The organism is Pedobacter frigiditerrae (assembly GCF_004331645.1).
Classification (GTDB): Bacteria; Bacteroidota; Bacteroidia; order Sphingobacteriales; family Sphingobacteriaceae; genus Pedobacter; species Pedobacter frigiditerrae.
The window spans coordinates 309,896-332,514 of the sequence record NZ_SJSK01000006.1; the positions used below are offsets into that span (position 1 = coordinate 309,896).

Here is a 22,619-nt window from a genome sequence, read left to right on the forward strand (position 1 = left end):
GTAGTCTACAGTCGGTAGTCTTGAGTAGGTATTAAAAAGACTCGGGCCTCAAGACTAAGTTTTCTGTGGTTTCTTCTTAGCGGCAGGAAATAAAACATTATTTAGTATTAAACGATAGCCTGCTGAATTTGGGTGTAAGCTTAAATCTGTCGGTGGGTCATTTACTTGGTGTTGGTAATCCTCTGGGTCGTGGCCGCCATAAAAAGTAAATTGCCCTTTGCCTATTTCACCATGCAGATAACGCACTTCATTACCACCTTTATTTTCTCCTAAAACCGTAACGTTAGGTTTAACCAAATTCTTTTTAAAGGCGGTAGTTTGCCCCATGAAACCCTTAATCACTTTGTCATGGTCTTGTGTAAGCATAGTAGGTACTAAATCCCATTTGGCAGAAAAGTCAAACAAAGTAAAATAGTCATTACTTTCATTAAAATTTCTGGTTTGGGTTGCATCAATATCAGAAAATTCATATCGCTCAGGATTCATGTCTAATTTAAAATCCTTAAAGGCAACACTTTTATTATAGTCTAACTTTTGTTGTGCATTGACATCAGTTCCGTCACCATCAAACATACTTTCTGCAATGTCTATGCCTTCTGCAGCAAGAGCAATGTCAAAACTATCAGTTCCAGAACACATAGCGAAAAGAAATCCACCACCTGCACAAAATTCCTTAATGTGTTTTGCTACTGCCAATTTCATTTCAGATACTTTCTTAAATCCATTTCTTTTGGCTGCTGCTTCTTGGTATTTCACATCATCCTTGTACCAGGTTGCATTTCTAAAAGAACTCCAAAAGCGCCCATATTGACCAGTAAAATCTTCATGGTGCAAGTGCAACCAATCGTAACTGGTTAACTTATCCTTTAAAATTTCATCGTCGTAAATAATTTCGTAAGGAATTTCGGCATAGGTTAATACTAAAGTTACGGCATCATCCCACGGTAGTTTGCTTTTTGGAGAATAAACGGCAATTTTGGGAGTTTTCTCCAACTTTACCATTTCCATATTTACATCTGGATTATTGATCTCATTTAAAATTGCATTCACTTTTCCATCGGCTAAAATCTCGTAAGAAACACCACGAACCTTACATTCATCCTCAACAATCTTAGTATATTTAACTAAAAAACTTCCGCCTCGGTAATTTAATAACCAGTCTACATCTGCTTGCTGTTTAATACTCCAATAGGCAATGCCATAAGCCTTTAAGTGGTTTTTCTGACCTTCATCCATATAAATTAATATAGATGAAGCTTTGGCGGCCACAGAAAGGAGAAGAATTGTAAATAATAAAATATATTTTTTCAGAAACATAATTTGATGCTTATTACGAATGTATATTTTTTGTAGGCCATTTAAAAATATTTACGTTCATTAAAACGTTAAATTAAAGCAATTGATATAGATTTATAATTTCTTGACAGGAAATATACGCTAATACTATAGCTAATCGTTTCAAATTGTTAAATTTGCTCCCCGCAAACTAGAATGATTTATAGTTAATATATAAAAGAAACACTCTAGTTTCTAACCGTTAAAAACATTTCAAAGAAAAAATATAAAATGAGTAAAGCAATAATAAAAACCGAAAAAGGTGACATGACCGTTGAGTTCTATGATAATGATGCTCCTAAAGCAGTTGCCAATTTTAAAAAATTAGCTAGCGAAGGCTTTTATGATGGAATCGCATTTCACCGTGTAATTCCTAATTTTATGGTTCAAGGTGGTTGTCCTAACTCTAAAGATGGTGCAAGCGGTATGGCTGGTACTGGTGGTCCAGGTTACAAAATTGATTGTGAAACAAGTGGAGGAAACCAATATCATGATCGCGGTGTTTTATCTATGGCGCATGCTGGTAGAAACACTGGTGGAAGTCAGTTCTTTATCTGCCATAGTAGAGCAAATACAGCTCATTTAGATGGCGTACACACTGTTTTTGGTAAGGTGACAGAAAATGTAGATATTGTAGACGATATTAGACAAGGTGATAAAATCTTGACGATTGAAGTTTTAGAAGAAAACGCGTAAAGCGACTAGCGGCTGACGTCTTGTACGTCTAACGCCCATCGCCCTGCGCTTAACGCACAAATTATGAATTTAAGAGGAATTGTTGCCGTTTCTGGCAGACCAGGTTTATTTAAACTTGTTGGACAAAATAAAGGTGGTTACGTTTTAGAAAGCTTAGATGCACAAAAATTAAAGATTGTTGCAAATATTTCTAACACAAAATTAGCTTCGTTAGAAGATATTACCATTTATGGTGAAGATGAGGATTTAAAGTTAATTGATGTTTTAGCAAATATTGATGCTAAAAAAGCTACTGCTCCAGACGCTAAGGCTGATAACAACGTGCTAAGAAGTTTCTTTATTGAAGTTGCTCCAAGCCATGATCAAGAAAAAGTGTATGCTTCAGATATGAAGAAGATTTTAACTTGGTATCACCTTATAAAAGATATGCCTTTATTTACTGAGGCAGCTCCAGGTACAGAAGAAGAAGGTGCCAAAGGAGATTTAGAAGTGAAGCCAAAAGCTACTCCAAAAGCAAAACCAACCAATGCTAAAGCACCAACTGCAAAATCAGCACCTGCTAAAAAAGCAAGTATGACTAGCAAAAAAGGAGTTTAGTTATTTCAAGTACTTTATAAAAAAGCACCAGTTTCATTAGAGAGGCTGGTGCTTTCGTTTTAATGACCAAATGGTCTGTACATTAAGATTGCTAATGCAACAATTATGATTACAGAAATCCAAATGGCAATATTAATGTATTTTTTCTCTTTTGAAGTATCTGATTTGAAACGATACTTTCTTTTATAATCAGGGACCATAATTCCTCCTTTTTATTTATGATGTTTAGTGCTTTAAAATTCCATAACGTAATTTTTGAACGGAAAGTTTTTAAGCATGATGATAGGGTTCATTTTTTAAAATTGTAAATGCCCTATATAATTGCTCTACAAAAAATAGCCTAACCATCTGGTGTGAGAAAGTCATGTCTGAAAGTGAAAGGCTTGTATTAGACCTTTTATAAATACTTTCATCAAAACCATAAGGGCCGCCAATTATAAAAACCAAGTTCTGCACACTTCCAATCATTTGTTTGTTCAAATATTCAGAAAAAGAAACAGAGCTATGCTTTTTGCCTTTCTCGTCTAATAAAACAACTACATCTGTGGGATTGATTTGTTTAGCAATAAATTCTGCTTCTTTTGTTTTTTGTTGCGGCTCGGTTAAATTCTTGGTGTTTTTAATATCAGGGATAATAACAATATTGAAATTGATATAATGTTTCAATCTATTCAAATATTTGTCTATTCCTACAATCAAATACTTGTCTTCGGTTTTGCCAACAGCTAGTAATGTTATTTTCAATTCTTATAAGTTTAGAAAGTTAAAATTACCTAATTAAGGTAACAGAACCAGTATATTTTACATCTTTATTGCCAACAGTTTTACCCATAATAACATAATAATAAACACCAACACTTACGTCTTTATTCTTGTATTTTCCATCCCAGTTATTAAAAATGTCAGTAGTTTGAAATACATTTTCGCCAAGACGATTATAGATGAATAACTGGTATTTTTTTAAGTTAAGTATGGTTATGTTTAGCACATCATTTATCCCATCTCCATTGGGAGAGAAAGCATTAGGAACGAAGAGAGAGGCATCTTTTAAAATTAAATCTCCCATTGTTAATGAATGCGAACATCCTTCTTCAGCAAATGCTGTTAAAGTAATTTTGTAAATTCCATTTTGAGTAAAAGTGTGTGTTGGGTTAGTTGCCGTAGAGGTTGTTCCGTCTCCAAAATCCCATAAATAGCTATCAGCGTCTTTTGAATAGTTACTGAAAACTATCGGTAATGGGGCTTCATATTTGCCTGTAATTTTTGGGTCTGTATAAAATATAGCTTCAGGAACTTTAGCTATAGGTGGAATTTTTATCGATACAACATCGCTTTTGCAATCACCAATTTTGGTGCTAACAAAATAAGTACCTGCTTGGTCGTAGCTGTTAATCAGAATTTCTATTGAGGAAGTACTTGCAGTAAAACCATTAGGCCCAATCCATTCGTAAGTTAATCCGTCATATTCGGGGATTGAAAATTTTAAAACTTCACCTAAACAAAACTTAGTTTGATTTGCGGTAATTACAGGCCTTTGTGGTTTAAGTTGAACATCAATTGTTTTCTTGATTATAGAAGGACAGCCATTTGGTGTAGTTGCTGTTAAAGTAATTTCCTTTAAGCCAGGGGTTGCATAAAATACGTTTGTATTGCCATTTGGAGCAGGTGTTGTAAAAGAAACTCCAGTCCCAAAATCCCAAACTGCTCCCGTTGTATTTAAAGATTTATTTACAAAAGTGAAACTCTGGTTGGCCAAACAAGGATTGTTAATCACTATATCGAATAAAGCTTCTGGCTTGGCATCTACCACTGGTAATTTAAAAATAACCACATCACTAGGGCAGGAGCCAACTTGCACAAATAGTTTATAATCTCCAGCATTTTCTGGTCCAGTAATATTTACTTGCGGGTTTTGCAAAGTTGAGGTAAATCCATTTGGTCCAGACCAATTGTATGTAGCCGAATTAACGGTATTAGCATTTAATTGCAAAATATCTCCTGCACAAAATTTAGTTCCATTTGATGTGATTGTTGGAGCTACTGGTCTAAATTCAACTAATAATGTTTTAGTAACTGTTGAAATACAACCGCTTGGGCTATTAACGGTTAAGGTGATGTCTTTTGGCCCTTCGATTGAGTAAACAACTGTTTTGTCCCCATTTGGGGCATTTGTAACTGTGGCACCTATGCCAAAATCCCAAACTGGGTTAATGGCATTTAATGAAGTGTTTTTAAAAGTATAACTCAAATTTGTTTGGCAAAAATTATTGGTTACTATATCAAAAAGTGCTTCCGGTTTTGGGTCGATGGAAGGGATATTTATGGTGGTTACATCACTCAAACAATCTCCAACCTGAATGTATAATTGATAATCTCCAGAATTTTCAGGCCCAGTTATATTCACCTTGGCATTCTGGTCGGTTGAAGTAAATCCATTCGGTCCAGACCAATGGTAAGTAGCAAAATCAACTTTTGGCGTATTTAAAGTTACTTCGTTACCCGGACAAAATTTTACCGTTGTAGTGGTTATAGTAGGCAATGCTGGTTTTAGCGCAACAAAGAATGTTTTTGTGGCAACCACATTACAACCGCTAGCCGTTTTTGCCTCTAGCACCACAGTTTTTTCGCCAGAAGTAGAAAAGGTAATATTGTAAGGGCCAACTCCTGTTGCATTTGCCATACTTGCTCCTTCACCAAATGTCCATTTAAGTGTATTATAGTTTGTGGCAAGACTTGTAAAAGCATAGGTCTGTTGAGGTGTACAAGAATCTAATTTCTCCAATTGAATTTCTGATGTCGGTCCAGCAAATTCTGTGTCACCACCAAATTCTATACTAAAACCATTGAGGCCTCCTGAGAAATTATCTACCAATAAGGCATAATTATGCCCCGCAATTGCATCAACATATCTAACCAAACCATTTTGTGGTATACCAGGAGGACATCCAGATTGTTCAGTTAAATCAGTCTCTGTCATGCTTAAACCAGTAATGTAATAAGAGGGGTTGCAAGTTACACCACTTCCAACTGCACATCTAATGGCATTTGCAGCAGTGATTTGGCCACAATTCCCTCCAGGTCCTAAATCATATAAAACCCAATCAATATCATTTGTAGTAACAGTTGGTGTAATAAGAAAAGTTAGTGGACCAGTTTTTCCAGCTGTCCATCTATACCATGCTGAATTGGATTCTACACCTAGACAGGTTCCTACAGTTTCAGTATTACTTGTTCCTGGACCAGTAACATTTAGCTGCGTAAATTTTTCCATACTACATAAAATGGAAAACGTGCTGCAATCTTGACCAGGTTGTAGTGGTGGAAAATAGTTATCTACGCAAAGCTTAAAACTACCTTCATTATTGCTTGATGCACTTATTCTAATATAATATACTTGGCCGATGGTTAGTCCCCCTTTGTTTAATGTTGTAACATTGCTTGAACTTAACATGGTGCTGAACATTTCTCCTAGCGTACCAGTAATCGGGTCTACCGTGTAAAGCGCTACTAATGGGTTAACCAAAGTGTTAGGACTAGCCGCATTTACTTTACCACTAGCCGTTATGGCTACCTCAAATTTTAAAGCAGTAAACTTGAACCATACATCTTTGCCTACCGTTCCATTCCAGTTGTTTGGTGAACCATTAAAACTTGGGGTTGCCTCCCAATTGTTATAAGCTTGGTCTAAAGAACAAAAAGCATCAGTATTAGATATGTTAATGGCATTTATTAAATCGTCATTTACTGGCGGAACTTTGTGAGCACTCACATTTAGAGCAAAAAGCAATAGTAAGAGAGTTAGCCAGCGTATCATTTAATAGTATATAAAAACAAAATTAACTATTGATAATTATTAATGTTAAGTTAATAGTAATTTTCAATCTTCGTAAAGTTAAATGAATTAAATGCTTAAAGCAGCAGATTTTGGGAGTGATTTTTTATGGGGAGTTGCAACAGCTGCCACACAAATAGAAGGAGCTTCAAATTCCTATGGCAAAGGAATGTCTATTTGGGATATTTTTTCTAAGCGTACAGGAAAGGTAAAAAATGGGCATCAACCTGTAAACGCCTGCGATTTTTATCATCAGTACAAAAGTGATATTGCTTTAGTAAAAACGCTGGGCTTCAAAGTATTTCGTTTTTCTATTTCTTGGTCTAGGATTTTGCCCCTAGGTAAAGGTTTGGTTAATGAAGAAGGGATAAGTTTTTATCACCATGTGATAGATGAATGTTTAGTACAAGGAATTATACCTTATGTTACATTATATCATTGGGATTTGCCCGAAGAACTATCAAAAAATGGAGGTTGGACATCTTACAGCATCAACTCCGAGTTTAACGAATTTGTGATGTTATGTGCCAGAACTTATGGTGATAAAGTTAAGAACTGGATCGTAATTAACGAACCTTTTGGCTTTACCTCACTTGGATATATGTTAGGTGTACACGCACCGGGAGAAACAGGTTTAACAAACTTCTTTTCTGCTGTTAAACATACCGCAATTGCACAAGCAGATGGTGGTAGGATTTTAAGGGCTGAGGTTGGCAAGGCAAATATTGGTACCACTTTCTCTTGCTCAGAGATTATTCCTTATACACAGAGTGATGCAGACATACTAGCTGCTAAAAGAATTGATTGTTTAATGAACCGTCTATTTGTCGAACCAACTTTGGGCATGGGTTTTCCAACTGCGGATTGGGATGTGTTGGAGAAATTTACGGTAAGTCACTCTACCTGGCGTCATAATGAGCGAATGACATTCGATTTCGATTTCATTGGCCTGCAAAATTACTTCCCATTGGTTGTTAAGTTCAATGCTTTTATTCCTGTTATACAAGCTTGGGAAGTTAAGGCTAAGTCTCGTAGAAAACCACATACCGCAATGGGCTGGGAGATAAATGCAGATAGCTTTCATAACATCATTAAACAATTTGCGGCTTATCCAATCAAGAATATAATGATTACAGAAAATGGAGCTGCATTTAAAGATGTTTTAAAGGATGGGAAAGTAATGGATGAAGATAGGATAGCTTATTTCAAATTGTATCTATCAGCGTTGCTTAAAGCCAAAAATGAAGGCATAAACATTACCGGTTACATGGCCTGGACTTTAATGGACAATTTTGAATGGGCAGAAGGTTATCACGCTCGTTTTGGTTTGGTACATAATGATTTTAAAACTCAGCAACGAACCATAAAGGATTCTGGTTTTTGGTGGAAGGATTTTTTAACCAAGTAAATATATTTGATTAAATTTAGGGATGTTAATGATTAGTATGAGGATAGCTTTATTTGAATTCTGTTTTGTTTTTACTTTCTGTTTATTGTTTATAGCTTGTGAAGAGAAAGATTTATATAGCTCAAAATCTGAGGATGAAATAGAAATGAGCAGCCTAAAAATCGAGATTGATAAAATGTCTAGCCAAGTTAGTTGCGACCAAGCAATAGATTGGAAATTTGTAACCATTGGCTCAAAAGCTTGTGGAGGAGCTAGTGGTTATGTTGCTTATTCTGTAAAAATTGATGAAAAATTATTTTTAGATAAGGTTGACCTATATACGCAGAAACAAAAAGCCTTTAATATTAAATGGGGGGTTGTATCTGACTGTTCTTTAATAATGCCGCCAAAAGCAGTTGAATGTATTAATGGTAAACCAAAGTTTGTTTACTAGCTTTGCAATATGGAAGATAAAATAGTTGTTTATAAAACCTACGAAAACCCAATGGAGGCAAATGTGGTAATGTTGAGGTTGAAAGATGCTGGTTTTAATTGTTTTTTAACTGGCGAGAATACAGCACTTGTATACCCTGTTTTTGATACTTCAATAAGTGGAATACAACTACATGTATTTGAAAATGAAGTGGAAGAGATAAGCAAGCTTTTAGCAGAAGAGCCCTTACTAGGCGACGAGTAGATTTTGAATAGATTGCAATTACATTTCAAATAAAAATCCCATCCTGATTTTACTCAGGATGGGATTTTAGTTTTATTTAACTGCTAGCTCAATTTTATTGGCGACGATAAAATCTCTATCCTTTGTTTTTAGAAATTCTTCCAGAATTACATTTTTATCTGCATCTAACTTCATATTGATAAAATCTTTACCATTTATAATTAGCTTAATTTGATGGCTAAGATCGAACATGTCTGTAGAAATATAGATTTTAATTCTTTTTACTCTTGATGTTTGGATGTCAATGGTATTTCCTTGTACACTTGCAATGATGGCGCCAGATTTATTTTTGCTGAAATCTAAAATTCCAGCTTTCCCATTTTGCGTAACGGTAGGATTTAACAAGGTATGCCAACTGGCCTTTTCTGCTAGTGTATCTAATTCGATAATTTCAAGCCAGGCATTTCTTCCATTTCTAATATTGTCTGTTTCCCATTGTATATTTTTGGGAAAGGGATTTCTTGTCTTTGTAATCAAAGTGTCGAAAATAAAGCTGATCGAATCTTTACTATCAATAGGTAAACCATGGCCTCCTTGTTTAACAAAATTTTTCCAGTTTGCACCATTTTCAATCCCAAGCTTATAAATCCCATCAACAACTGGCAGCGGAAACGTTGCATCTTCGGAGCCGCTTATGCCATAAAATGTGGGGCTATTTTTTAGGTTTCTTAAACTAGTATTGCTAGCGTAAACTTTCGGTAAATAGTTTAATCCGAGAAATGAAGCAAATGTAGTTGGTTTATTCACTGCATACCAAAATGCACCGCTTCCACCGTTAGAATGCCCACCAATGTAAACTTTATTGTCATCAATATTATATATAGATTTTATCATTTCAATCTCTCTCAATATAGTTTCAAACGCTTGTTGTTGGTAGATCCAGCCAAAACTTTTTTTACCAAATGGATAGATGATAAAGGCATTTTGCGACTTGGCTTTATCCATAATTTTTACTTCCCTGCCCTTTTCGATCCACGCAGGATTACTGAAATTTGTTCTGCCAACAATTGCGCCATGGAGATAAACATATAAAGGCGTTTTTTTGACAGGCTGATAATTTTTAGGGATATATACCAAAAAGGGAACAGTTAATGTGTCATTTACCTTGATGTAATACATAGTCCAGAAATCAGTTTTTTTAACTGGTTTAAAGGCCTTAAAATTTTTGATCTTTTGGATAAGACTTGCAGTACTTTCTTTTTTAGCCACCGTGTTCCAATAATCGGTATTGCTTAAAACAGATTGATTTGCCCGATTGCTCGTATCTTTCAAAGCCATTGTGATTTTATCTATTGAGATTTGTGCAGAATCGGCTTTGTACTTCAGTACCGTAATGAAATTTTTCCATTCTGGCAAATTACGTAGGTACCTGTGGATGGTATCGTTCACAAACGTATCATAGCTGGGAAATTCATAAAATCCAGAATAATCATAAAAAATTTCTCCAGATCTTTTAATATAGTACTTGGCATTTTCCATATTTCCTATATACGAAGAGGCAACCGCAGCACGGTAGGTGTCATAATTACTCTGCGTATTTTTTTGTACTAAATAATAGAGGTCGTAAAAATAAGCCGCTTTTTTCAGGTCTTTCTTTACGTAGTAATAATAGGCAGAGTCGATAGCCTTAAAAGCTTTCTCTTGGGCATTCAAAAAAGAGCCCGTCATTAAGAAAATTAAACCAATAATTATTTTTTTCATGTGCTGTTGTTTTACACAAAATAACAGCATTTAAAATTTTAAAAATTGTACTTTTCAGCCAAGCTTATTTTTTAATAAATTGAAATATTAATTTATCATCGCCAATTCTCTCAATAGATTTAAAGAACGTTTTAGGATTGGAGCCAGTAAGTTTATGGTATATTTTATTAAAGTAACTTTGATCATAAAAATGGCTTTCATATCCAATATCTGTTAAACGCTTAAACTGAGTTTGGAAAAATTTGTTTTCAATTGAGTACCTAAATTGAGCAATCCTGCGATATTCAACTGGTGATACGCCCAATACGTCTTTAAAATTTCGGTTGAATGACCGCAGGGAAACATTAAATTGAGCAGCAATTTTTTCTATTGATAAGTTTTTTTCAAAGTTGCATAGTAAGGCAACAGCACTTTCTAGATAAGATAATGGTATAGGTGCAAATCTTTGTAAAAGAAACTTATCGATAATTCTCCCCTTCTCCTGCTCGTCATCTATACTAAATAAACTTACCATAAATTCAGGAAAATGCGGGTCATCTTTCCATGAGTTAAATTGATCTTTTTCATAGCCCATAATTTTAGATAAAGGCTCGTTGATAAAATGGTTAATACCAAAATCTTTGAATAGAATAGTAACTCTATTTACCTTTCCTGAAATATTAACCATTAATGGCGCCTGCTTTTTTACCTGTACAAATATTTGATAGTTTGGATTTAAGCTTTGTCTTACACTAAAGTTAGATGGCTTGGAATCGAAGCTACTATCTTTATATATGCTCAATGCATTATAAGTATGTGGAAAGGAGTAATGTTTACTAGTAAAATCCTGGTCATCACTTTTAATAAAATAATAACAAGCAACATATTCTTTTAATTTCTCGCAAGGCTCTATTGTGTGAAAATGATTTTCCATCTTATAAAAGACAAGTTTAAATGATAAATGTTGCTCAATGTTAAAATTAAATAAAAAATCCCATTCTGATTTTACTCAAAATAGGATTTTCTTAATCTAAGCATCCAAACTTTCGGACTTCGGTCTAAAAACTTGCGGACTTTTTACAAGCCTGCAGCTTTTAAGGCAGCTTCCCTTCTAATGATATTTAATGCGCCACCAGCTTTAAACCAGTCAATTTGTTGCGCATTGTAACTATGGTTAACAACGATAGTTTCCTTAGAACCATCTTTATGGTGTAAAACCATTTCTAAAGGAACATTTGGAGCAAAGGTTGTTAAACCTAAAATGTCTAAAGTATCGTCTTCCTGTATTTTGTTATAATCATCTTTGTCAGCAAACGTTAAGCCTAGCATACCTTGTTTTTTAAGGTTAGTTTCATGGATACGAGCAAAAGATTTTACCAATACAGCACGCACACCTAAATGACGAGGCTCCATAGCTGCATGTTCACGAGATGAACCTTCTCCGTAGTTTTCGTCACCAACTACCACAGAACCTAGTCCAGCTGCTTTATAAGCACGTTGAGTTGCTGGTACAGGTCCATACTCGCCAGTTAATTCGTTTTTAACGGTATCTGTTTTATCGTTAAAATAGTTAACCGCACCAATTAACATGTTGTTAGAAATGTTATCTAAGTGGCCACGGAATTTTAACCAAGGACCGGCCATAGAAATATGGTCAGTTGTACATTTTCCTTTAGCTTTAATTAATAATTTTAACCCTTTTAAGTCAGTACCTTCCCAAGCAGCAAATGGGTCTAATAATTGTAAACGGTGCGAAGTAGGAGATACCAAAACCTGGACACCAGAGCCATCTTCAGCTGGTGCTTGGAAACCTGCATCTTCAACAGCATAACCATTTACAGGTAATTCGTCACCAATTGGTGGATCTAATTTAACCTGCTCACCTTTGTCGTTTGTTAATGTATCTGTTAATGGATTAAATCCAAGATTTCCAGCAATTGCAATGGCTGCAACAATTTCTGGAGAAGTTACAAAAGCAAAAGTATTCGGGTTGCCATCGGCACGTTTAGCAAAGTTTCTGTTAAACGAGTGTACGATGGTGTTTTTCTCAGCTTTCTCAGCACCAGTTCTGTCCCACATACCAATACATGGTCCACAGGCATTAGTGAAAATCGTTGCGTTCAAATCTTCGAAAGTCCCCAATAAACCATCGCGATCTGCTGTATAACGTACTTGCTCAGAACCTGGATTAATGCCAAACTCTGCTTTAATACCTAAGCCTTTATCAATTGCTTGTCTTGCGATTGAAGCAGCACGAGATAAATCTTCGTAAGATGAGTTGGTACAAGAACCAATTAAACCCCATTCTACTTTCAATGGCCACCCGTTAGCAGCAGCAACCTCCTTCATTTGTGAAATAGGTGTGGCCAAATCTGGCGTAAATGGACCATTCAAATATGGTTCTAACTCGTCTAAGTTAATTTCTATAACTTGATCAAAATATTTTTCAGGCTCTGCATAAACGGCATCATCTCCTGTTAAGTGTTCTTTTATAGCATTGGCAGCGTCAGCAACATCAGCACGGTTAGTAGCACGTAAATAACGCTCCATGCTTTCATCGTAACCAAAAGTAGAGGTCGTAGCGCCAATTTCTGCACCCATGTTACAGATAGTACCTTTACCCGTACAGCTTAAGTTGATAGCGCCATCGCCAAAATATTCTACAATTGCACCAGTGCCGCCTTTTACGGTTAAAATACCAGCAACTTTTAAGATTACGTCTTTAGCAGAAGTCCAACCATTTAACTTGCCTGTCAATTTTACGCCAATTAATTTCGGGAATTTAAGCTCCCAAGGTAAACCAGCCATTACATCACAAGCATCAGCACCACCAACACCAATCGCAACCATACCTAAACCACCTGCGTTTACAGTGTGACTATCAGTACCAATCATCATTCCGCCTGGGAAAGCATAATTTTCTAATACAACTTGGTGAATGATACCTGCACCTGGTTTCCAGAAACCAATACCATATTTATTTGAAACCGAAGCCAAGAAATCAAATACCTCTTTGCTTTCTGTGTTGGCGTGTGGTAAATCTATATCTGCGCCAAGTTTAGCAGTGATTAAGTGATCACAGTGCACGGTAGAAGGTACAGCAACTTGTGGGCGACCAGCCTGCATAAATTGTAATAGCGCCATTTGTGCAGTTGCATCTTGCATGGCAACTCTATCTGGTGCAAAATCTACATAGTCAGTACCGCGGATAAATGCTGTTTTTGCATTGCCATCCCACAGGTGTGTGTATAATATTTTCTCTGAAAGTGTTAAAGGTCTGCCAACAACTTTACGTGCAGCATCTACACGGCTACTAAAGTTCTCGTACACCTTTTTGATCATTTCTATATCAAAAGCCATACTTTATTTTTTAATAATTATTATCAATAACGATATTATCTAAAATTAAACAATTTTTAACAGACTTGTTTTTGAGATTTGTCAAATTCTGTAATTTAAAACTATTCTATGATAAACAAAGAGGCTATCCGATATATCGGATAGCCTCTTATTTTTAACAAACTATATATTTATTTGTTTCTTATTGTTTTGTAGATATAGGGGTGAACTTTGTTAAGTTGATACCTTCTACCGCTTCTTTATATTCTTCTATGCTTGGAATACGACCTAAGATAGCAGATAGAACTACTACAGGTGTAGATGCCAATAAAGATTCTCCTTTTTTGCCGTCTTTATCTTCTACCACACGGCCTTGGAACAAACGTGTAGAGGTCGCCATTACCGTATCTCCTTTGGCTGCTTTCTCTTGATTACCCATGCATAAGTTACAGCCTGGGCGCTCTAAATACATGATGTTTTCATACTCAGTACGTGCTGCGCTTTTAGGAAGCGCATCGCTGAACTCGAAGCCAGAATACTTTTGTAAATATTCCCAATCTCCTTCTGCTTTCAGCTCATCAATAATATTGTAGGTCGGAGCCGCAACTACCAACGGTGCTTTGAATGATACCGAACCAGTTTGCGTTTCTATGTTTTTCAACATTTGAGAAACAATTTTCAAGTCATCCTTATGTACCATACAAGAGCCTACGAAACCAAGGTCTACTTTTTTATCGCCACCGTAGTAAGTTAAGTCTCTGATTGTATCGTGTGTATAACGTTTAGAAACATCTACATTGTTCACATCTGGATCGGCAATCATTGGTTCGTTAATGATATCTAAATCAATAACTACTTCTGCATAGTATTTGGCATTTGTATCAGGCATTAAAGCTGGTTTGATACCTGTTTTAATTTCCTCAATACGTTTATTTGCTTTATTGATTAAACCTTGTAAAACTTGGTTATGGTTGTCCATACCCTTGTCTATCATAATTTGAATACGATTTTTAGCAATTTCTAAAGATTGGATTAAAGTGTCATCTTGTGAAATACAGATAGATGCTTTTGCTTTCATTTCTGCGGTCCAGTCTGTAAAAGTAAAGGCTTGGTCAGCTAATAAAGTGCCAATGTGTACTTCAATAATACGGCCTTGGAATACGTTTTCACCATCAAACTGTTGCAGCATTTGCAATTGTGTCGCATGTACTACATCACGGAAATCCATGTGTTCTTTCATTTGGCCTTTGAACGTAACTTTTACTGACTCAGGAATTGGCATAGAAGCCTCGCCTGTTGCTAATGCTAATGCTACAGTGCCAGAATCTGCACCGAAAGCTACTCCTTTAGACATGCGTGTGTGCGAGTCGCCTCCAATGATGATTGCCCATTCGTCAATCGTGATGTCATTCAGTACTTTGTGAATAACGTCTGTCATAGAATGATATTCGCCTTTAGGGTCACGAGCAGTAATAACGCCAAAGTCATTCATGAACTTCATGAGTTTTGGAATGTTTGCTTGTGCTTTTTTATCCCAAACGGAAGCTGTATGGCAACCTGATTGATAAGCGCCATCAACAATTGGAGAAATAACTGTAGCAGCCATCGCCTCTAATTCTTGAGCGGTCATTAAACCTGTAGTGTCTTGAGAACCTACGATGTTTACTTCGACACGAACATCAGAACCGGCATGTAACACCTGGCCTTGTGCTAATCCTACAGCATTTTTATTGAATATTTTTTCTACAGCAGTTAAACCTTGCCCTTCGATAGATACTTCTTTAGCAGGAGCATAAACTAAAGGAGCTTCAATTCCTAAAATTCTAGCAGCAAAAGTTTGGATTTTTTTACCAAAAACGATAGCATAAGAACCACCAGCTTTGATAAACTCCATTTTTTGCGGTGTTAATGCTTTCGAAATATTGATTAACTCTTGCTCGCCGTTATATAATTTTTTAGTTCTTGTATTGATCGTTAGAACAGTTCCAGTTTCAATAGGATATACTTGCTCTAAAATCGGTTCATTGTTTTCATTACGCAGAACATTGCCATTCTCATCAGTTTTCTTTACCCAATTTTGAAGGTCGATACCGATACCACCAGTTACATCAACAGTTGTTAAAAAAATTGGAGAAATACCATTGGTTCCACCAACAATTGGAGCGAAGTTTACAAATGGAACATATGGGCTAGATGGTTTACCTGTCCAAAGCGCCACGTTATTTACACCCGACATTCGTGAAGAGCCTACGCCCATGGTACCTTTTTCTGCCACCAACATTACGCTAGCATCTGAATGCTGTACTTGCAAAGCTTTAATTTGCTCTTGCGCTTCTGGTGTAATCATACATTTGCCATGCAATTCACGGTCTGAGCGAGAGTGTGCTTGATTACCTGGAGACAATAAATCCGTAGAGATATCGCCAATACCTGCGATAAAAGTTACTACTTTTATTTCTTCTGCAACTTCAGGAAGTTTGGTGAAGAATTCGGCTTGAGCGTAGCTTTCTAATATTTCTTTCGCAATAGCGTTACCATTTTGGTAAGCTTCTTTTAGGCGATCCGTATCTGCATCATATAAGAAAACTTGTGTTTTAAGTACCTCCGCAGCTTTATGAGCTTTATCACCATTGTCGGCCAAAGCAATGTCTAGCAAAACTTTGATAGAAGGTCCACCCTTCATGTGAGATAACAATTCGAAAGCAAAATCAGGAGTGATTTCTGCAACAACAGAGCCGACTAAAATAATCTCTTTTAAGAACTCTGCTTTTACGCCAGCTGCGCCCGTAGTGCCTGGTAAAGTATTGTAAATAAAAAAATTAACAGCATCTGGTCTGTTAATATTATTTACACTCTTAATTTGATTGATGATTTCGCTTGTTAGTTCGGCTCCGTCAATAGGTTTAGGATGAAGACCTTGAGCTTTTCTTTCTTCAATTTCCTGGATATAATCGTTATAAATACTCATCTTGATGGTTAATTTTTTTGGCTATAAGTTGTGTATCGAATATACACCGCTTCTTAACTAAAAAAAATATGGGTTTTTGTGTGTTAAGTGTGTCTATTGATCAAAAAAATCCGTTTTTTGGTCAAACCAAAAATAATAAAAAACAATGTTTAAATATAATTTGCGCCAGCGATTAATTAATTTGGAATTATTCTAAATAGAGACGAAGGATATTAATTTTAATTGACAATATGTTGTTAATAAGTGTATTGTGTTAAGTTGCTGCCGATTTTAATTAAACTTTTTTATAATTTTAAAACTCTTTGTAAAGTGATTTCTTAGTAAGAGAAATTAAAATAGACTTTTGAAGAAAATTGAATCTTGTCAAGGTTTTTAAGGATTAAGCGAAAACTTTAATGGCTGCAATTTATAGGCCTAGATTTTAATCGCTGAACATGAAGAACTTTATATCCACTTTTATTCCGCTTGAAAAACTTTGTTGTTCTATTGTCTTGGTCGTTAAACGTAACACTTAAACAATAATGCTAAGTCTAATAAAGCTAAACATGAGCGCCTATAAAGATGTAAGATGAACGAAGGGTTAACGTAGGATGATACTGTTAATGCTAAGGCTATACTTATGTATGGCTAGCGCTCTTGCACTGCATTCTATGTCCTGAGCTTTAGTTCCTGGTTGTTTTTTTTCCTTGAGCTTTTTTTTATTCAATTTTCGCCCAAATCCTAGCTCCAAACAATTAAACAACTTAAGCCTTATCGCGGTCCAACTCTCCACTTGCAAGTGCCTATAACAGCTCGGTGCCAAGTATGCACTAGGTAGGGTACAAGTAGGGTACTGCTTCGATAAAAAGCCTATAAAACCGCACTGAAGTAGGTAATTTGGTAGATTTTGGCTCATTTTATCCTACAGGGACGCTAGAAACGCGGTTTTGCAAGGACCAAAGTGAGGATAAAGGGCATTAGAGATGAAAAATGAAAGCGTTGAAAGCATTATTTTTTAAATGACCTATTTGCTTGAAAAAGAATGGGTGACTATAATTCCACACAAATTTTTGCTTGTCCATTTAAAAAACGAACCGTACAGTTGACATCAACAAACATGCATTTTGAAGTGGAGATCAATGATTTTATTGTTCGTTACCGAACAGTTTTGTGCATTAATGAACACTAATTAAATCAAATACGTACTAATTACTTGTTTTATAGCTGATTATTGATGTAGATTGCTTTGGCACAAACTTAGCCTTCTAGGCAAATGTTAAAGTGTGCCAAATTTGTACCCTTTTTCAGATAAGTACTTTAAAACTTTAGGTAAAGCATATTCAAGACGCTCAAAGGCTTTTAAACTGTCGTGAAAAACAATGATGGAGCCATTTGTAGTGTTTTTGATAACGTTCTGGTAACATTTTTCAGGAGCGAGATTAAGGTCGAAGTCGCCACTTAGCACGTCCCACATGACGATGTCTAGTCTTGAGTCTTGTGAGTTTGACTTTAGACTTTGGACTTTAGACTTTATACTCTTTATTTGGCTTTTCTTAATTCTTCCAAATGGTGGTCGAAAAAGGTTAGTTTTGGTAAGCTCTTGGCATTTTAACGTGTTGCTAACGTAGGTTTCATCTTCAGTTGTCCATCCTTTTAAGTGATTAAAAGTATGGTTTCCGATAGAGTGTCCATCGTTTTTAACGCTTTCAAATACGTCAGGATGTTTTAAAATGTTATCGCCAATGCAAAAAAATGTAGCTTTAGCATTATAAGTTTTTAAAGTATTTAATACAAAGTCTGTAACATTGGGTATAGGTCCATCGTCAAAGGTTAAATAAACAATTTTTTCCGAGCGGGACTTATTCCAAATTAAATCAGAATAATACCATTTGAGTAAAAGTGGAGATTTAACTAAGTACATAACCAAAAGTAATATTTAGGTTGCACTTAAGAAATTTAAAAAACCAATTAATTGTTTATTTATTATTGCGAAACAAATTTTTATGAAACAAGTTGCCAATTATAGCTTTGTAACGAAGCTTTCTTTTATTTTATCGTTTGTAGTTATCATAACATTTAGCCAACCAAGCTTTGGGCAAGAGTTAATTACCATACAACAGGCAATAGATAAAACCTTAACTAATAACCTCCAAGTAAAACAATCTAAGTTAAGTGAAAGCTTATCAGATGTTACTTTGCAGCAATCTAAATTGGCATTATATCCAAACTTAAATGCAAGTATTAATCAAAGTATGGGTTGGGGTCGTAACCAAGTTGCCTCGGGTTTATATCAAAATATCCAAAATTATAACTTAAATCCAAGTATTAGTTCTGGTATAGACGTGTTTAATGGATTTTCGAAAATTAATCAAATTAAGCAAAATAAATTGTTGTTAGATGCTGGTAAAACAAATACAGAAAAGGTTAAAAATGATTTAATCCTATCTGTAATTACCTCTTATCTTCAAATTCTTTATAATAAGGATTTCTTAAAAGCTGCTGATGATCAACTTACTGTTGCAAAGCAGCAACTTAACCAACAACAACAGTTATTAGATGTTGGTAATAAAACATTGGCAGATTTATCACAGTCTAAATCTCAAGTGGCTACTGCAGAGTTAAATGTTACCAATGCAGCAAATGCATTATCGATTTCATATTTAACATTAGCTCAATTAATGGATATTCCTTCATCTTCTGTGTATGAAGTGCAAGCGCCAGTAATCGATAGCTTTAAAAATCCATCGACAAGTTATAATGCAGAAGAGGTGTATAATAATGCGCTTAACTTATTTCCAGATATTAAATTAGCGGGTTTAAATACAGCTGCGGCTAAAATCGGAGTAAAGGTTGCTGAAGGTAATTTATATCCAAGTTTATCTTTCAATGGAAGTTACAGGACAAGTTATTTTTACAACTTTAACTCTACCTTACCTAATGATGCATTCCAAACTCAGTTAAAAAACAATATATCAAAGGGTGTAGGCTTAAATCTTTCAATTCCAATATTTAATGGATTACAGGCTAAATCTGGTGTCAAGAGAGCCAGGATTAACTTGATGCAAACTGAAACTCAAGAACAGTTGGCAAAAAACAACTTAAATAAGATCATTTATCAGGCAGTTGCCGATTTAAAAGCAGCAGAAAGCCGCTTTCAATCAACAGGTAATGCTTTTACAGCTCAAAAAGATGCATTTTACGTAATAGAACAACGTTATGCGGTTGGTTTAGTTAACTCGTTAGATTATAGCACTGCACAAACAAATAGGAATAAAGCAGAAATAGATTATATTCAAGCAAAATATGACTTGATCTTTAGAGCAAAAGTGATCGACTATTATTTAGGCAAGCAAATCATATTTTAATAAAAAAACAAAACAATACTTAACATAATTATGAAACTTAAACACATTTTAATTGGCGCTGGTGTATTACTTGTACTTATTTTGGGTGCAAAATTTGCTGGCCTTATTGGTGGCGAACAACTAGAAAAGGTAACTGTAGATAAAGCTGGTGATAAAAAAGTAGTAGAAACTGTTACAGCTAGTGGAAAAATACAGCCAGAAACAGAAGTGAAATTAAGTTCTGAAGTATCTGGTGAGGTTACCGAACTTTTGGTAAAAGAAGGAGACGTGGTTAAAAAAGGTCAACTACTTTGTAAAGTTAGACCAGATGTTTTACAATCAGGTTACGAAAGAGCAGTTGCTTCTTACAACTCTCAAAAAGCAAGTGTTGCGGCTTCTCAACAACAGCTAATTCAAACACAAGCAAACTTTGTTAACTCAGAAGCTACTTACAAACGTAATGTAGAGTTGTATAACAAAAAAGTAATTTCAGCATCAGAATTTGATGCAGCAAAAGCAGCTTACTTAACGGCAAAAGCAAATTTAGCTAGTGCAAAAGAAAACGTTACAGGTGCAAAATTCAGCTTAGAGCAAAATGGTGCAAATGTTAAAGAAGCTGGTGCTAACTTAGCCAAAACAACAATTTTCTCTCCAGTAGATGGAGTCGTTTCAAAATTATCTATCGAGTTAGGTGACCGTATTCTAGGTACTTCGCAAATGGCAGGTACAGAAATCATGCGTATCTCTAACTTAACTACAATGGAAGTAAATGTAGAAGTTAACGAAAACGATATTAATCGCGTTAATGTTGGCGATAGCGCTTCAATTGAAATAGATGCTTTTGCCGACAAGAAATTTAAAGGTGTGGTTACTGAGATTGCAAGTTCTTCTACAAGTGTAGGTACTACTACAACTTCTGTTGATCAGGTTACTAACTTCTCGGTAAAGGTCCGTTTAATTGCCGAATCATACAGTACTGTTAAAGGTGGTGCAAAAGATTTGCCCTCTCCATTTAGACCAGGTTTATCTGCAACTGTAGATATAGAAAGTGAATCTGTTAATAGTTTAGCAGTTCCAATTCAAGCTGTATTTACTGGTGATAAAGACTCTACCGATCCAGCGAAAAATGCAACTAGCGGCAACGACCAGAACCAAGAAAAACAAAAAAGCAAGTTGAACGATAAAAAAGTAAAACAATATGTTTACTTATTTGATAGCAAAACAAGCACAGTTAAAAAAGCAGAGGTAACAACCGGAATTCAAGATGACCAATATATCATCATCAAAACGGGTTTAAAACCTGGTCAAGAAATTGTTTCAGGCCCATATTCTGCTGTTCAGAACAAGCTAAAAGACGGAGCAAAAGTAGAGAAAACAACTAAGGATAAGTTGTTTAGCGCTGATGCTAAAAAGAAATAAACCAAATCATAATAATTAAGTATTTTTGAGGCCAGATAAGGTTTAATTATTGCGTAAAGCATTAATTAAACCTTTTGGTTTTTTAACGGTTTTAATCTTTAAGATTATACCTAAACTAATTGATATGATACCTAAAATTGCAATGATTGGTGGCGGAAGTTGGGCTACGGCAATCATCAAAATGTTGGCTGACAATACAATCGAGAAAGAGATTTTTTGGTGGATGCGTAATGAAGAAGCAATTGCTCATATTAAGGCATTTAAGCATAATCCCAATTATTTAAGCTCTGTAGAGATTAAATTGCCAGATGCTAACATCTCCAATGATATTAGCTCAATCATAGCCGCAGCAGATTACTTAATCTTAAACGTTCCTGCTGCGTTTTTAAAAGAAACTTTAAAGGATATTAAATCTGCCGATTTAAAGGGCAAAAAAATAATATCTGCCATTAAAGGGATAGTGCCTGATGAAAACCTAATCATTGGCGAGTTCATCAATCAGAAATTCGATGTGCCCTTAAATGATATCGTGGTAATTAGTGGACCATGCCATGCAGAAGAGGTTGCACTAGAAAAACTTTCTTACCTAACCATAGCCAGTATGGATGTAGAGTTGGCGAGTGATTTTGCTAATGTGCTTAATACCAGATACATTAAAACAAACGTTTCTGATGATATTTTTGGTACCGAATATGCTGCAGTTCTTAAAAATATCTATGCAGTTGCAAGCGGTATTTGCCACGGCGTAGGATATGGAGACAATTTTCAGGCTGTGTTGATTTCTAATGCCATTAGAGAGATTAAAAGTTTTGTAGATGCCGTTCATCCAATTGATAGAGATATCATGGAATCGGCTTATTTGGGCGATTTAATGGTAACTGCCTATTCTCAATTTAGTCGTAACCGAACTTTTGGAAACATGATTGGGAAGGGCTACACCGTAAAATCTGCGCAGCTAGAGATGAACATGATTGCCGAAGGTTATTATGCAGCAAGTTGTATGCATCACATTAATCAGAAGTATAAAGTTTCTATGCCAATTAGTGAAGCAGTTTATCATATTTTATATGAAAATGCATCGCCAGCTAGAGAAATGAGATTGCTTACCGAGCAATTGAATTAATATTTATACTATCAATAAAATCTTTTATGTCTAATTTTTAGGAGCGCAAGGTTCGTGTAGGTTTTAAAGGCAAGTCCCTCTTTTCGCTATATTCCCGATGAAACCTGTGAAACAAGCAAGCATTCAATTAAAAACAATAGACAACAATGCTTAAATCGGGAGATGGCGGTTCAATAGCGGCTAG

17 protein-coding genes are annotated in these 22,619 nt (G+C 35.4%); 8 read left to right on the top strand and 9 right to left on the bottom strand.

Features of this window, described 5'->3' with window-relative positions; genetic code table 11:
- Positions 1 to 54: 54 nt before the first annotated feature.
- Positions 55 to 1,317, bottom strand: coding sequence for an asparagine synthetase B (locus EZ428_RS20710; RefSeq protein WP_131555108.1), 1,263 nt, complete (start codon positions 1,315 to 1,317; stop codon positions 55 to 57).
- A gap of 249 nt (positions 1,318 to 1,566) precedes the next feature.
- On the opposite strand from EZ428_RS20710, the gene EZ428_RS20715 reads away from it, so the two are divergent.
- Complete coding sequence (locus tag EZ428_RS20715; protein WP_131555109.1) at positions 1,567 to 2,031, top strand: peptidylprolyl isomerase; 465 nt, start codon at positions 1,567 to 1,569, stop codon at positions 2,029 to 2,031.
- A 63-nt stretch (positions 2,032 to 2,094) separates the two neighbouring features.
- Positions 2,095 to 2,628, top strand: coding sequence for a DUF5606 family protein (locus EZ428_RS20720; RefSeq protein ID WP_131555110.1), 534 nt, complete (start codon positions 2,095 to 2,097; stop codon positions 2,626 to 2,628).
- A gap of 59 nt (positions 2,629 to 2,687) precedes the next feature.
- Here EZ428_RS20720 and EZ428_RS24045 read toward each other — a convergent pair whose 3' ends face one another.
- The 3 genes from EZ428_RS24045 to EZ428_RS20730 all read right to left on the bottom strand — a co-directional run bounded on the left by EZ428_RS24045 (position 2,688) and on the right by EZ428_RS20730 (position 6,442).
- Positions 2,688 to 2,828, bottom strand: a complete 141-nt coding sequence (locus EZ428_RS24045; protein WP_165501844.1) for a hypothetical protein — start codon at positions 2,826 to 2,828, stop codon at positions 2,688 to 2,690.
- A gap of 70 nt (positions 2,829 to 2,898) precedes the next feature.
- Positions 2,899 to 3,372: a 23S rRNA (pseudouridine(1915)-N(3))-methyltransferase RlmH gene (gene rlmH, locus EZ428_RS20725; protein ID WP_131555111.1), complete on the bottom strand. Its 474-nt coding sequence runs from the start codon at positions 3,370 to 3,372 to the stop codon at positions 2,899 to 2,901.
- 25 nt (positions 3,373 to 3,397) lie between these two features.
- Positions 3,398 to 6,442, bottom strand: a complete 3,045-nt coding sequence (locus tag EZ428_RS20730; protein WP_131555112.1) for a gliding motility-associated C-terminal domain-containing protein — start codon at positions 6,440 to 6,442, stop codon at positions 3,398 to 3,400.
- A gap of 91 nt (positions 6,443 to 6,533) precedes the next feature.
- Here EZ428_RS20730 and EZ428_RS20735 point away from each other — a divergent pair, with 91 nt between their 5' ends.
- The 3 genes from EZ428_RS20735 to EZ428_RS20745 are packed head-to-tail and all read left to right on the top strand — an operon-like array spanning position 6,534 to position 8,544.
- On the top strand, positions 6,534 to 7,868 hold the full coding sequence (locus tag EZ428_RS20735; RefSeq protein ID WP_131555113.1) for a GH1 family beta-glucosidase: 1,335 nt from the start codon (positions 6,534 to 6,536) through the stop codon (positions 7,866 to 7,868).
- Between the two features lie 37 nt (positions 7,869 to 7,905).
- Positions 7,906 to 8,301 carry a hypothetical protein gene (locus EZ428_RS20740; RefSeq protein WP_131555114.1) on the top strand — a complete coding sequence of 132 codons (396 nt, stop codon included), beginning with the start codon at positions 7,906 to 7,908 and terminating at the stop codon, positions 8,299 to 8,301.
- Positions 8,302 to 8,310: 9 nt separating this feature from the next.
- Complete coding sequence (locus EZ428_RS20745) at positions 8,311 to 8,544, top strand: putative signal transducing protein (protein WP_131555115.1); 234 nt, start codon at positions 8,311 to 8,313, stop codon at positions 8,542 to 8,544.
- A 72-nt stretch (positions 8,545 to 8,616) separates the two neighbouring features.
- Here EZ428_RS20745 and EZ428_RS20750 read toward each other — a convergent pair whose 3' ends face one another.
- The 5 genes from EZ428_RS20750 to EZ428_RS20770 all read right to left on the bottom strand — a co-directional run bounded on the left by EZ428_RS20750 (position 8,617) and on the right by EZ428_RS20770 (position 18,470).
- The gene (locus EZ428_RS20750; RefSeq protein ID WP_165501845.1) at positions 8,617 to 10,284 is read right to left on the bottom strand and encodes an alpha/beta hydrolase-fold protein; all 1,668 of its coding nucleotides are present in this window, start codon (positions 10,282 to 10,284) and stop codon (positions 8,617 to 8,619) included.
- A 64-nt stretch (positions 10,285 to 10,348) separates the two neighbouring features.
- Complete coding sequence (locus tag EZ428_RS20755) at positions 10,349 to 11,197, bottom strand: AraC family transcriptional regulator (RefSeq protein ID WP_131555118.1); 849 nt, start codon at positions 11,195 to 11,197, stop codon at positions 10,349 to 10,351.
- A gap of 143 nt (positions 11,198 to 11,340) precedes the next feature.
- A complete protein-coding gene (locus EZ428_RS20760) occupies positions 11,341 to 13,623 on the bottom strand; it encodes an aconitate hydratase (RefSeq protein ID WP_131555120.1) in 2,283 nt (760 codons plus the stop codon).
- A gap of 181 nt (positions 13,624 to 13,804) precedes the next feature.
- Complete coding sequence (locus EZ428_RS20765; protein WP_131555122.1) at positions 13,805 to 16,570, bottom strand: bifunctional aconitate hydratase 2/2-methylisocitrate dehydratase; 2,766 nt, start codon at positions 16,568 to 16,570, stop codon at positions 13,805 to 13,807.
- Positions 16,571 to 17,825: 1,255 nt separating this feature from the next.
- Positions 17,826 to 18,470 carry a polysaccharide deacetylase family protein gene (locus tag EZ428_RS20770; protein WP_131555124.1) on the bottom strand — a complete coding sequence of 215 codons (645 nt, stop codon included), beginning with the start codon at positions 18,468 to 18,470 and terminating at the stop codon, positions 17,826 to 17,828.
- A gap of 82 nt (positions 18,471 to 18,552) precedes the next feature.
- Here EZ428_RS20770 and EZ428_RS20775 point away from each other — a divergent pair, with 82 nt between their 5' ends.
- The 3 genes from EZ428_RS20775 (at position 18,553) to EZ428_RS20785 (ending at position 22,435) form a co-directional block, all read left to right on the top strand.
- A complete protein-coding gene (locus tag EZ428_RS20775; protein WP_131555126.1) occupies positions 18,553 to 19,914 on the top strand; it encodes a TolC family protein in 1,362 nt (453 codons plus the stop codon).
- Positions 19,915 to 19,944: 30 nt separating this feature from the next.
- On the top strand, positions 19,945 to 21,312 hold the full coding sequence (locus tag EZ428_RS20780; protein WP_131555128.1) for an efflux RND transporter periplasmic adaptor subunit: 1,368 nt from the start codon (positions 19,945 to 19,947) through the stop codon (positions 21,310 to 21,312).
- Between the two features lie 124 nt (positions 21,313 to 21,436).
- A complete protein-coding gene (locus tag EZ428_RS20785; RefSeq protein ID WP_131555130.1) occupies positions 21,437 to 22,435 on the top strand; it encodes an NAD(P)H-dependent glycerol-3-phosphate dehydrogenase in 999 nt (332 codons plus the stop codon).
- The last annotated feature ends 184 nt before the right edge of the window (positions 22,436 to 22,619 follow it).